Origin of the sequence: Neptunicella plasticusilytica, from assembly GCF_047922965.1 — a bacterium.
Taxonomy (GTDB): domain Bacteria; phylum Pseudomonadota; class Gammaproteobacteria; order Enterobacterales; family Alteromonadaceae; genus Neptunicella; species Neptunicella plasticusilytica.
Map to the genome: position 1 here is coordinate 1,933,657 of NZ_CP150481.1, position 12,793 is coordinate 1,946,449.

At 46.0% G+C, this 12,793-nt stretch carries 12 protein-coding genes and 1 tRNA gene; 8 read left to right on the top strand and 5 right to left on the bottom strand.

The window, feature by feature from the left end:
• Positions 1 to 4 precede the first annotated feature (4 nt).
• Positions 5 to 2,596 (top strand): Fe/S-dependent 2-methylisocitrate dehydratase AcnD, encoded by a 2,592-nt coding sequence (acnD, locus tag V1467_RS08440; protein ID WP_416308354.1) that lies wholly within the window; start codon positions 5 to 7, stop codon positions 2,594 to 2,596.
• A 702-nt stretch (positions 2,597 to 3,298) separates the two neighbouring features.
• Positions 3,299 to 4,498 carry a 2-methylaconitate cis-trans isomerase PrpF gene (gene prpF / locus V1467_RS08445; RefSeq protein ID WP_416308355.1) on the top strand — a complete coding sequence of 400 codons (1,200 nt, stop codon included), beginning with the start codon at positions 3,299 to 3,301 and terminating at the stop codon, positions 4,496 to 4,498.
• Between the two features lie 22 nt (positions 4,499 to 4,520).
• On the opposite strand, the gene V1467_RS08450 is transcribed toward prpF, so the two are convergent.
• Positions 4,521 to 4,597 (bottom strand) — tRNA-Val (locus V1467_RS08450).
• Between the two features lie 242 nt (positions 4,598 to 4,839).
• Between V1467_RS08450 and V1467_RS08455 the strand changes: the two genes are divergently transcribed.
• Positions 4,840 to 5,616, top strand: coding sequence for a rhamnogalacturonan acetylesterase (locus tag V1467_RS08455; protein WP_416308356.1), 777 nt, complete (start codon positions 4,840 to 4,842; stop codon positions 5,614 to 5,616).
• A gap of 16 nt (positions 5,617 to 5,632) precedes the next feature.
• On the opposite strand, the gene V1467_RS08460 is transcribed toward V1467_RS08455, so the two are convergent.
• From V1467_RS08460 to V1467_RS08475, 4 genes are all read right to left on the bottom strand, one after another.
• Positions 5,633 to 5,833 carry a CPXCG motif-containing cysteine-rich protein gene (locus V1467_RS08460; RefSeq protein WP_416308357.1) on the bottom strand — a complete coding sequence of 67 codons (201 nt, stop codon included), beginning with the start codon at positions 5,831 to 5,833 and terminating at the stop codon, positions 5,633 to 5,635.
• Positions 5,834 to 5,852: 19 nt separating this feature from the next.
• The gene (locus tag V1467_RS08465) at positions 5,853 to 6,581 is read right to left on the bottom strand and encodes a pteridine reductase (RefSeq protein ID WP_416308358.1); all 729 of its coding nucleotides are present in this window, start codon (positions 6,579 to 6,581) and stop codon (positions 5,853 to 5,855) included.
• Between the two features lie 82 nt (positions 6,582 to 6,663).
• A complete protein-coding gene (locus V1467_RS08470; protein WP_416308359.1) occupies positions 6,664 to 7,524 on the bottom strand; it encodes a fructosamine kinase family protein in 861 nt (286 codons plus the stop codon).
• 59 nt (positions 7,525 to 7,583) lie between these two features.
• Positions 7,584 to 8,234: an START domain-containing protein gene (locus tag V1467_RS08475; RefSeq protein WP_416308360.1), complete on the bottom strand. Its 651-nt coding sequence runs from the start codon at positions 8,232 to 8,234 to the stop codon at positions 7,584 to 7,586.
• Positions 8,235 to 8,384: 150 nt separating this feature from the next.
• On the opposite strand from V1467_RS08475, the gene thrS reads away from it, so the two are divergent.
• The 5 genes from thrS to pheS all read left to right on the top strand — a co-directional run bounded on the left by thrS (position 8,385) and on the right by pheS (position 12,786).
• Entirely contained in the window at positions 8,385 to 10,301 is a 1,917-nt protein-coding gene (gene thrS / locus V1467_RS08480; RefSeq protein ID WP_416308361.1) for a threonine--tRNA ligase, read from the top strand.
• 19 nt (positions 10,302 to 10,320) lie between these two features.
• On the top strand, positions 10,321 to 10,863 hold the full coding sequence (gene infC, locus V1467_RS08485; protein ID WP_416308669.1) for a translation initiation factor IF-3: 543 nt from the start codon (positions 10,321 to 10,323) through the stop codon (positions 10,861 to 10,863).
• Positions 10,864 to 10,963: 100 nt separating this feature from the next.
• Positions 10,964 to 11,161, top strand: coding sequence for a 50S ribosomal protein L35 (rpmI, locus tag V1467_RS08490; protein WP_416308362.1), 198 nt, complete (start codon positions 10,964 to 10,966; stop codon positions 11,159 to 11,161).
• Positions 11,162 to 11,180: 19 nt separating this feature from the next.
• Positions 11,181 to 11,537 carry a 50S ribosomal protein L20 gene (gene rplT, locus V1467_RS08495; RefSeq protein ID WP_416308363.1) on the top strand — a complete coding sequence of 119 codons (357 nt, stop codon included), beginning with the start codon at positions 11,181 to 11,183 and terminating at the stop codon, positions 11,535 to 11,537.
• Between the two features lie 265 nt (positions 11,538 to 11,802).
• A complete protein-coding gene (gene pheS, locus V1467_RS08500) occupies positions 11,803 to 12,786 on the top strand; it encodes a phenylalanine--tRNA ligase subunit alpha (protein ID WP_416308670.1) in 984 nt (327 codons plus the stop codon).
• Positions 12,787 to 12,793: the final 7 nt, after the last annotated feature.

Consider the following 12,793-nt stretch of genomic DNA (forward strand, 5'->3'; position numbering starts at 1 on the left):
TCTTATGAACTATCAATATCGCAAACCCTTGCCCGGGACTAAACTGGATTATTTTGACACCCGTGCTGCGGTGGATGACATTGCATCCGGTGCCTACGACAAATTGCCCTACACCTCACGAGTGCTGGCCGAGAACCTGGTGCGTCGTTGCCCGCAGGAGATGCTAACCGATTCGCTCAAACAGATTATCCAGCGTAAGCGCGATCTGGATTTTCCGTGGTTTCCGGCGCGAGTAGTGTGCCACGATATTCTCGGACAAACCGCGTTAGTGGACTTGGCCGGACTGCGTGATGCCATTGCCGCTAAAGGGGGGGACCCGGCCAAAGTCAATCCGGTGGTGCCAACCCAGTTGATAGTGGATCATTCACTCGCAGTGGAACATGGCGGTTTTGAAGTCGATGCATTCGAGAAAAACCGCCAGATTGAAGACAGGCGCAACGAAGACAGATTCCATTTTATTAACTGGACCAAAACCGCGTTCAAGAATGTGGATGTGATCCCGCCGGGTAACGGCATTATGCATCAGATTAATCTGGAGCGGATGTCACCGGTGGTACATGCTCGTGATGGTGTCGCGTTTCCCGATACTTTAGTCGGTACTGATAGCCACACTCCGCATGTCGATGCATTGGGTGTTATCGCATTAGGCGTGGGGGGACTGGAAGCCGAAAGTGTCATGCTGGGACGCGCATCCTATATGCGTTTACCTGATATTATTGGTGTTCAGTTAACCGGCAAACCACAACCCGGTATTACCGCCACCGATATAGTGCTGGAACTGACCGAATTCTTACGTAAACAAAAAGTTGTGTCGTCTTTCCTTGAGTTTTATGGTGAAGGCGCAGCCCATCTGACTTTAGGTGATCGTGCCACCATTTCCAATATGACACCGGAATACGGTGCTTCGGCAGCGATGTTTTATATCGACCAGCAAACCATCGACTACCTGACTTTGACCGGACGCGATGCTGAGCAAGTCAAATTGGTGGAAAACTATACCAAAACGGCTGGTTTGTGGGCCGATAGCCTAACAACCGCCGAATATGAGCGGGTGTTAAGTTTCGATTTGTCTTCGGTGGTACGTAATATTGCTGGGCCGTCTAATCCACATAGTCGGGTACCCACATCTGAACTGGCCCAGCGTGGTATTAGTGGTATCGTCGAAAACGAAGCCGGGAAAATGCCTGACGGTGCGGTGATTATTGCTGCTATTACCAGTTGTACTAACACCAGCAATCCGCGCAACGTGATCGCCGCAGGTCTGTTGGCCCGCAATGCTAACGCCAAAGGATTAACCCGCAAACCCTGGGTGAAAAGTTCCTTGGCACCTGGCTCTAAAGCAGTGCAGTTATATTTGCAAGATTCCAAATTATTGCCTGAGCTGGAAAAACTCGGTTTTGGTATCGTCGGGTTTGCCTGCACCTCCTGTAATGGTATGAGCGGCGCGCTGGATCCTGTTATTCAGAAAGAAGTGGTGGAACGGGATTTATATGCCACCGCGGTGTTATCCGGTAACCGTAATTTTGATGGGCGCATTCATCCTTACGCCAAACAGGCATTTTTGGCGTCTCCCGCTTTGGTGGTGGCTTATGCAATTGCCGGAACTATTCGCTTTGATATTGAAAAAGATATTTTAGGCATCGATCAACAAGGCAATCCGGTGGCCCTGAAAGACTTATGGCCAACAGATGAAGAAATAGATGCGGTAATTAGCCAAAGCGTCAAGCCGGAACAGTTTCGCAATGTGTATAACCCGATGTTCGATTTATCGGTGGATTATGGAGAGCAAATTAATCCGCTATATGACTGGCGAGAAAAAAGTACCTATATTCGCCGCCCGCCATACTGGGAAGGAGCGCTGGCCGGTGAACGCAGTATGACCGGTATGCGACCGTTAGCGGTATTGGGTGATAATATCACCACCGATCATTTATCCCCTTCCAATGCCATTATGCGCGACAGCGCTGCCGGTGAGTACCTGCATAAAATGGGGCTGCCAGAGGAAGATTTTAACTCTTACGCCACCCATCGAGGCGACCATTTAACCGCGCAGCGCGCCACATTTGCCAATCCCAAACTGTTTAATGAAATGGTGCAGGAAAATGGCGAAGTAGTGCAGGGATCGCTGGCCCGTATTGAGCCGGAAGGCAAAATAACCCGCATGTGGGAAGCCATCGAAACCTATATGCAGCGTAAACAGCCACTGATTATTATTGCCGGTGCCGATTATGGCCAGGGCTCGTCGCGGGATTGGGCGGCCAAAGGCGTGCGGCTGGCCGGAGTGCAAGTGATTGTGGCCGAAGGATTTGAGCGTATTCACCGTACCAATTTAGTCGGTATGGGCGTTTTGCCGCTGCAATTCGAGGCAGGGACTAATCGGCATACGTTGAACATTGACGGCAGTGAAACCTTTGATGTGCTGGGCGAACCCACGCCAGGCTGTACACTGACACTAAGAATTAACCGTAAAAATGGTGAATCGCAGGATGTGTCGGTGTTATGTCGGCTGGATACCGGCGAAGAACTGTCGATATATTCTGCCGGTGGTGTATTACAGCGCTTTGCCCAGGATTTTCTGCAAGCAACGGTTAATTGATTGAGTATAGCTGTGCACAGATGAGGCCTAGTAACCACAGAGGCGCAGAGATCACAGAGAAAGAAAAAATGACAAGCTAAAGCCACGGCCTACAAAGAATTACGCCAGATTGTAGGTCGGCATTTATGCCGTCAAGAGCAATGTTTACGAAGAGGCGCAGAGATCACAGAGAAAGAAAAATGACGGGCTAAAGCCACGGCCAACAAAGGATTACACCAGATTGTAGGTCGGCATTTATGCCGTCAAGAGCAATGTTCACGAAGAGGCGCAGAGATCACAGAGAAAGAAAAATGACGGGCTAAAGCCACGGCCTACAAAGAATTACGCCAGATTGTAGGTCGGCATTTATGCCGTCAAGAGCAATGTTTACGCAGAGGTGCTAAGTCGCAGAGAAATAAAACCAGTTGCGACTAGCGGGGCTTTGAGCGACGAGCTTAAATGCAAAACTGAGCGCGATGAGAGGGACGTTAGTCCCGAATAGAAAATGGTTTGCGTCTAAAGTCATTACGAGATGATCATTATCTCTACGGTGTTTATCCCTGTCATCTCGGTCTAAGAGACTATCGGGATGACATATTTAGTGATGAACAGAATGTTATCCGTTCGCCCTGAGCGTGAGACACGAACTGTCGAAGGGTGAAAAATATCACGCGCAAAGGTGCAGCACTTCAGCCTTTTAGCTAATTGATGACAGGAATAAATATGTTTAAACCACAGCTCCGAATACCAGCCACTTATATGCGTGGCGGAACTTCTAAAGGGGTATTTTTTAACTTGTTGGATTTACCCGAAGCGGCACAGATGGCGGGACAAGTCCGTGATGCCTTATTGCTTCGTGTAGTCGGTAGTCCCGACCCTTATGGCAAACATACCGATGGCATGGGGGGGGCAACTTCCAGTACCAGCAAAACGGTTATTTTATCCAAAAGTCAGCAGCCTGATCATGACGTGGATTACTTGTTTGGCCAGGTGGCTATCGACAAACCTTTTATCGACTGGAGCGGTAATTGTGGCAATCTGACTGCAGCAGTAGGGGCGTTTGCGATTAATAATGGTTTAGTCGATGCCGATCGCATTCCAGTAAATGGTATTGCCACTGTGCGGATCTGGCAGGCTAATATCGCTAAAACCATTATTGCCCATGTGCCCGTCAGCAATGGCGAGGTGCAGGAAACCGGTGATTTTGAGCTGGATGGTGTGACCTTTCCAGCCGCCGAAGTGCAAATTGAGTTTATTGATCCCGCTGACGATCCTGCGGAAGAAAATGATGGCGAAGGTGGCGGGATATTTCCCACCGGTAATCTGATCGATAAACTGGATATTCCCGGAGTGGGAGCGCTGCAAGCCACCTTAATTAACGCGGGTATTCCGACTATTTTTGTCAATGCGCAAGATATTGGTTATAGCGGAACCGAGTTGCAGGATGCGATTAACGGTAGTGACAAAGCCTTAGCCTTATTTGAAACCATTCGCGCTCATGGTGCGTTAAAAATGGGGCTGATTAAGCATATTGATGAAGCGGCCATGCGCCAACACACTCCTAAAGTGGCGTTTGTAGCACCGCCGGCCGAATATATAGCATCTAGCGGTAAAGTGGTGCCCGCAACCGAGATTGATTTAAATGTACGCGCGCTCTCAATGGGTAAACTGCACCACGCTATGATGGGGACGGCGGCGGTGGCAATAGGCACTGCTGCTGCAATCCCGGGTACAGTGGTTAATGTGGCCGCTGGTGGCAGAGAGCGCAATTCTGTTTGTTTTGGTCATCCTTCCGGTACATTGCGCGTCGGAGCGGAAGCAGTTAAACAGAATGATCAATGGAAGGTAACCAAGGCGATTATGAGTCGCAGCGCCCGGATATTAATGGAAGGCTGGGTGCGCGTTCCAGTAGTTTGGCTTTAGATATTATATAGAGCAGAAGAAATGGTGCGTCCGAGTGAACTCGAATCACCGACCCCCACCATGTCAAGGTGGTGCTCTAACCAACTGAGCTACGGACGCACTGATAAAATATTTCCGGCAAGGGATGCTGGAAACGGCGCGTATAGTAACGATGCGGACATATCAGTGCAAGCGATTTTTTGGCAATTATGCGTTGAGTTGTGCTTTTTTAGACAGTCTGCATATTAACTGAACAATTGGTGCTTAATATACGAATAAAACGCTCTTTAGTTGTGTGGCATGGTTTATAAAGCTTTAAGCTAGCTCTTCTGTTTTAACTACCGTTTGGTGATGAGATAAAGATGAACAAGCTCCTGTTACTTACCCTGATGACGTTATTTTCAGCTCTGTCACGGGCAGATGAACCTATAGTACAAGTCTTTATGGCAGGTGATTCCACGATGGCGATTAAAGACGTAAAAGATTATCCGGAAACGGGTTGGGGAGTGCCTTTCAGCTACTTTTTTAATCAACAAACCAAAGTTGATAATCTTGCCAAGAATGGCCGCAGCACTCGAACTTTTATCAGCGAAGGGCGTTGGCAATCTATTCTGGATTCATTACATGAAGGGGATTATGTATTTATTCAGTTTGGTCATAATGACGAGCATAAAACCAAGGTTGACCGTTATACTACTCCAGAACAGTTCACGGCTAATTTAACCCGTTTTGTCGTTGAAACACGTGATAAAAAAGCCCATCCATTGTTGCTGACGCCGATTACCCGTCGTTACTTTGACCCACAGGGAAAACTGCAAGAAACCCATCCGGTTTATGCGGAATTAGTGCGCCAGGTGGCGAAACAAGAAAATGTGGTGTTGATTGACGCAGAAAAATTGACTCATGATCATTTTCAGGCACAAGGTGATGCCGGTTCATTATTGCGTTTTATGCATATTGCTCCAGGCGTTCATCCTAATTACCCGGTAGGTGTGTCGGATGATACTCACTTAAATCAACTAGGCGCCAGGGAAGTGGCACAGTTGGTTTTAGCAGAATTGAAGCGACTACAACATCCTTTGGCAAGTCGACTAAGAATTCCCGATCCTAAACATCTGACATTGAAATATAAAGGTTAGGATTGTGTTAGACGGTTCAATAAATCTGTTCATCATCTGAACTGATATTCAGCTCCAGCTTATGTTGCAAGTCATTGATGTGCAGATTTAAATGGATGGGATTACAACAGTTGGTACAATCTTCAAAGTAATCCTGATCGCCGTTACTGTAATCAAGATCAATATGCATTTTATGTCCGCAATGCGGACATTCTATTATCTGGTGTTTGGTATCCATAATATCTCCTGGAGAGTGATTAATTCAGGCTTTTACCCCCATCAATCGACAGTATCTGGCCGGTAACATAAGGGGCTTGAATTAAATAGCTTATGGCTTGAGCAATATCTTCTGCGCTGCCTAATTCTGTCATTGGGATTTGCGCCAGAATCTCCTGTTTTGTTTGATTGTCCATTGAATTCTCCGGCCACATGATTGCCCCTGGGGCGATGCCATTAACCCGGATGTCAGGAGCTAATTCCAATGCCAGCGATTTGGTCATCATCGCTTGCGCTGCTTTCGCCATGCAATACAGAGTATGGTTCTTCAGCGGACTTTGTGCATGGATATCCAGCATGTTTATGATAACGCCCTGATCTTGTTGTAAATCTTTTTTAAGATGCTGAGACAGAAAAAATGGGCCTTGCATATTGGAGCCAACCAGCGATTGCCAATCGTCCAGATTGTTGTCACCAAATGTCCTGGGATAGAAAGTAGACGCATTATTAATAAGTACATTCAGTTGCCCGAAAGCACGCCTGGCTTGTTCGGCAATATCTTCCAGGTGCTGGTAGTTGCTGATATCTCCCTGAATCACTTTAGTCGTGTTTGGCCGGATATGATTAAGTTCATCGGCTAGCTGTCCGGCTTCATCAACGGAATGATGACAGTGAATAATGATATTCGCGCCTAAATGATGAAGGTGTCTGGCACAGTGGGCGCCAATACGTCTGGCGGCACCGGTAATTAGAATGGTTTTATTCTGCATTGATTCTACTTATAGGATATTAACGTACTGAAATAGTTATTAATTTTATCACGCTTTGGTATTACATTTAAAATTGCAACTTCTAGGCGTCCAGATTAACAATCAGGGTATGAGCAGACGCGAGGTAATTGCCACCAAACAGTAACGCATGGTTAAGGATATGATAAAGCTGATAAATCGATTTGCGGTATTCGTAGCCTTCGTCCACCGGCCATATGTCGTTATATCCCTGATAAAACGGCATAGGTAGCTGGCCAAACAGTTCGGACATGGCCAAATCTGTTTCCCTGTCCCCGTAGTAGCAGGCAGGATCAAACAGGCAGCTCTGGTGCAAGATAAAGCCAAGGTTCCCTTGCCATAAGTCTCCATGTAACAAGCTGGCTTTGGGTTGATGGTTATGCAGCAGTTCCTTAACCTTGGCGATAATCGAATCTATATTAGCTAGCTCATGGCCTTTTTCTTTGAGTAACTGTAATTGGTAGCCAATACGTTGCTCGGCAAAAAAGGTAGCCCATTTTTTGTGCCATTGATTGGGTTGGACGCTAAGACCGATATAATTGTCTTCCTGCCAGCCATACATGGGCTGCGGCTCAAATTGGTGTAATTTGGCCAGTTGCTGACCAAAACTTCGCCAATCTTTTTCGTCAGGTTTGACGAAGGGCAAATACTCCAGAACCAGGTAACTTTTTTGTGCGACTACGCCGCAACTGATGACCTGGGGAATATAAATGGCGCTGGCAACGCGCAAGTGTTCCAATCCAAGTACTTCTGATTCAAAACGCTGGTGTTGCCCTTTACTGGCAAGCTTAACAAAGAATTGATATTGCGGATTTTCCAGCAGGTAAATTTGCTGCTCGCTATCACCTTTAAGCTGCGTCGGTTTATCGCAATCGAACCTTGCCCCGAGTGAAGAACTAATTTGTTCACAAATATGTTGCCACATGCCAAAACCTGTTAGTGAAGTTCTGTTTATTATGGCCCAGTTTCGCAAAAATTTTAGGACTAAGGGATTTGGCTGGCAATTTCGTGGATATAGGACGGTGGTTCGGTCTGGTATTCCGGCTTAACAATGATTCGGCGCAACTGTTTAAAGGTGTTGCGGGTGGAGGACAGCATAATTTTATTGACTAGCCAAAGTGGAATGTGGCCGGCCGGATCTGCCGTCCCCTGATATTGGATTTCAATCTGACCGTCCGGCAATGGGCTGACCAGCCAGGTCCCTTGTACTGAATGCATGCGGATATAGTCTTTGTGTTTGGGATAGTGCTCGCCATAATCCTGGATATCGATACGGATCTGCAAGTTCTGTTTGTTCTGGAAAGTGTTGGATAAGGTAATCATGTCACGGTCTTCTATAGGCCATGGGGCAGAAAAATAACTATGTACAATAGCCTGGTTGAGTTGTGGCCGCTCAATTAACTCCACTTTATCAATGCTGTCGATCCAGTCACTGCTTTTTTCAGTGTCATCAAGCAACAAGATTAGCGCCCCCAGACGACTATGGATTGTGGTAATAGCTTTGACTTTTTTGATACCGGATGAAGTATTTTGACTGAATAGCTTAATTTGGTCTTTTTCGTTTTCTAATTGCCATTCCTGTGCCGCGCAGGAGAGAGTCATAGAAAAGAGCAACATACAAATCAGAGATTGCATTTTTACCGCCAAATTCGTTATAGTGCGCGCTATTGTGTTCATATTAAACTGGACTCAGCCAAAAAACACCCCAAAGCGGGTGTTTTATCTTTTGAACTATTTATATGACAAGTGGCACCTGGTTTGTGTCACCACTGTTTAGGACATAACATGCCTTTAATTACACTTCCCGATGGCAGCCAACGCCAATTTTCTGAATCTGTTTCTGTACTCGACGTAGCCAACGATATTGGTCCTGGTCTAGCCAAAGCGACCATTGCCGGAAAAGTGGATGGTCAACTGGTCGATGCCTGCGATTTAATTGAGCAGGACGCGACGCTACAAATTATTACTGCCCGGGATGAAGACGGACTGGAGATTATACGTCACTCTTGCGCGCACTTGTTGGGGCATGCAATTAAACAGTTATGGCCTGATACCAAAATGGCAATTGGCCCGGTTATTGATAACGGTTTCTACTATGACATTGATATTGATCGCCCGATATCGCAGGACGATATAGACGCGCTGGAAAAGCGCATGAAAGCACTGGCCAAAACTAATTATGACGTAATTAAAAAAGTGGTGAGCTGGCAGCAGGCCCGCGATACCTTTGCCAGCCGCGGTGAAACCTATAAAATTGAAATTCTGGATGACAATATCGACAAAGGTGATCATCCAGGCTTGTATCACCACGAAGAATACATCGATATGTGCCGTGGTCCGCATGTACCTAATATGCGTTTTTGCCAGCATTTTAAATTGATGAAAGTGGCAGGGGCCTACTGGCGTGGTAACAGTGACAATAAAATGTTGCAACGTATTTACGGTACAGCCTGGGCGGATAAAAAGCAGCTTTCTGCCTATTTAACCCGTTTAGAAGAAGCTGAAAAACGCGATCATCGAAAAATTGGTAAAACGCTTGATTTGTTCCATTGGCAAGAAGAAGCCCCTGGTATGGTGTTCTGGCACAATGATGGCTGGACAATTTATACCGAGTTGGAAAAGTTTATTCGTGAAAAGCAGCATAAATATGATTACGGTGAAGTTAAAGGCCCGTTAATGATGGATCGTTCCTTATGGGAAAAATCCGGCCACTGGGATAAATACGCCGAAAACATGTTTACCACCGAATCGGAAAAACGCGAGTACGCAATTAAGCCGATGAACTGTCCGGGCCATGTACAGATTTTTAATCAGGGGTTGAAATCTTATCGTGACTTGCCTTTGCGTATGGCCGAATTTGGCTGCTGTCATCGTAACGAACCATCAGGTGCCTTACATGGCTTGATGCGGGTACGGGGTTTTACTCAGGATGATGCGCACATTTTCTGCACCGAAGACCAGATCCTGGATGAAGTTGGTCGTTGTATTGATATGATTTACGAGACTTACCAGACGTTCGGTTTTGACAAAATAGTGGTTAAGCTATCTACCCGTCCGGAAAAGCGTGTTGGTAGTGATGAAGTTTGGGACAAGGCGGAGCAAAAACTGGCTGCAGCACTGGCAAGCAAGAATATTGAATTTCAGTATTTGCCTGGTGAAGGGGCGTTTTATGGTCCTAAAATTGAGTTTACTCTGCATGACTGTCTGGATCGGGCCTGGCAATGTGGTACTGTTCAGCTGGATTTTTCCATGCCGGGACGCTTGGGTTCAACTTATGTGGCCGAAGATGGTGAGAAAAAAGTACCGGTGATGATTCACCGAGCAACCTTAGGATCGCTGGAACGATTTATTGGTATTTTGACCGAAGAATACGCCGGACACTTCCCTTTATGGCTTTCACCATTGCAAGTGGTGATCATGAATATTACCGATAATCAGGCCGAATATGTCAAAAAACTGGAAAAAACACTGAAAGAATCCGGATTTAGAGTTAAGTCGGACTTGAGAAATGAGAAGATAGGCTTTAAAATCCGCGAGCACACGCTTAGGCGTGTTCCTTACATGTTGGTAATTGGTGATCAGGAAATGGCATCAAACCAAGTCGCGGTAAGGACTCGCAAAGGCGAAGACCTGGGTAAATTCGCTATAGAAGACTTGATTAGCAAGCTTCGCGAACAGGTCAGTAGTAAAAAATTTGATTAATTTCTTGGAGGAATAGCACATTAAAGGCGCTAACAGTAAAGGCCCGGCATCGGACAAGGCTCGCATTAACGAAGAAATCGATGCGAAAGAAGTTCGTTTAATAGGCAAGGATGGTGAGCAGGCGGGGATCGTCACTATCGATGAAGCTCTGACCGCTGCCACCCAGGTGGATTTGGATTTAGTTGAAATCAGCCCAAATGCAGAACCACCCGTTTGCAAAATAATGGACTATGGCAAGTTCCTCTTTGAAAAGAGTAAAGCTCTAAAAGAGCAAAAGAAAAAGCAAAAGCAAATTCAGGTCAAGGAGGTGAAATTCCGCCCTGGCACGGATGAAGGCGATTACCAGGTAAAACTGCGCAACCTGCGTCGCTTTCTTGAAGGAGGTGATAAAGCCAAAGTCACAATCCGCTTCCGCGGACGTGAAATGGCACACCAGGAGATCGGCATTGAGCAACTGAATCGGGTTAAATCTGATTTGGAAGACATTGCCAACTGCGAATCTTTCCCGAATAGGGTTGAAGGTCGTCAGATGATCATGGTGTTAGCTCCTATAAAGCGGTAGTTAAGGTTTACAAGTAACAGCTCATCACTGTTCACCTTGCTATCATGTTGAAACTATGAGGGTATTTAACCCTTTACTTTAAAAATGCGGAGTTTTAGCAATGTCTAAAATGAAATCCCACAGCGGTGCCGCGAAGCGTTTTAAAAAATCAGCTTCCGGTCGCTTTAAAACCAAACAGTCTCACTTGCGTCACATTCTGACCAAGAAGAGTTCTAAGCGTAAACGTCACTTACGTGGCAAAAAATTGGCCCATGATTCGGATACAGCGTTGATCCAACGCATGTTGCCGTACGCTTAAACTTTGAGGAGATTGAATAATGGCTAGAGTTACAAGGGGCGTTGTTGCCCGTGCTCGTCACAAAAAAGTATTAAAACAGGCTAAAGGTTATTACGGTGCTCGTAGTCGTGTTTACCGTGTTGCTGTTCAGGCAGTAACTAAAGCTGGTCAATATGCATATCGTGACCGTCGTCAGCGTAAGCGTCAATTCCGTCAATTGTGGATTGCTCGTATTAATGCTGCGGCACGTCAAAATGGTTTGTCATACAGCCGTTTCATCAACGGTCTGAAAAAAGCGTCTGTCGAAATCGATCGTAAGATCCTGGCTGACATCGCAGTACATGATAAAACAGCATTCAGCGCATTAGTCGAAGCGGCTAAAGGTGCATTGGCTTAATTAACTATTAATTAATTAAGTTTAAGTTCTTTCGGAAAACGGGAAGCAGGATGCTTCCCGTTTTTCGTTTCTGCGCAGTAATCAAACAGCTTTTCCGCGCATTTATCGTTGCAGAACCTTATCTGTTCATTAAGATCCGGTTAATTGTTGAAAAATGAGTAATTTATTGCCGCAAAACTGGCGGATAAATGGCTATTTCGTGTAAAATCGCTGTCTTTTATTTATGGCCCCGTGTGGCCAGCGTATCGCAATTCCTGTTGGAGAAATAATGGACTTAATTGCCATAATCAAACAAGCCGAAGAACAGATTAATAGTGCCTCGCAGCCTACCGAGCTGGATGCGGTTCGAGTCGAATATCTGGGTAAAAAAGGTAAGTTGACCGAATTGCTGAAAGGATTGGGTAAATTATCCAATGAAGAGCGCCCGGCAGCAGGTCAAAAAATTAATCAGGCCAAACAGCAAATTCAGCAGGTAATTCATCTACGTGGTGAAGAGTTGAAAGCTGCTGAGCTGGACGCCAAGTTGGCGGCAGAAACCATTGATGTCAGCCTTCCCGGACGTAGTATCGAGATGGGCGGATTGCACCCTGTTACCCGCACCATTGAGCGGATGGAAAACTTTTTCGCCGAGATTGGTTTTAGCGTTAAAACTGGCCCGGAAGTGGAGGATGGTTTTCATAATTTTGATGCCTTGAATATTCCGGCTCATCACCCGGCCCGTGCTGATCATGATACTTTTTATTTTAATCCCGACCTGATGCTACGTACGCAAACCTCCGGCGTGCAAATCCGTACCATGGAAACGGAACAACCCCCGTTACGGATTATTTCTCCCGGACGAGTATACCGTAATGATTATGATCAGACGCATACACCGATGTTTCATCAGGTTGAAGGTTTGATGGTGGACAAAAATGTCAACTTTGCCGAACTCAAAGGCATATTACATGACTTTTTGAATCATTTTTTTGAGCGTGAGCTGGAAGTGCGTTTCCGCCCATCCTACTTCCCTTTTACAGAGCCTTCAGCTGAAGTGGATGTAATGCAGGAAAATGGTAAATGGCTGGAAGTCCTGGGTTGTGGAATGGTACACCCTAATGTGCTTAAGGCAGTTAATATCGATCCGGAAGTGTACACCGGTTTTGCTTTTGGTATTGGCGTCGAGCGACTTACCATGATCCGTTATGGCGTCAATGATCTGCGTTCATTCTTCGAAAATGATTTACGTTTTATCAAACAGTTCAAGTAAGGGCAAT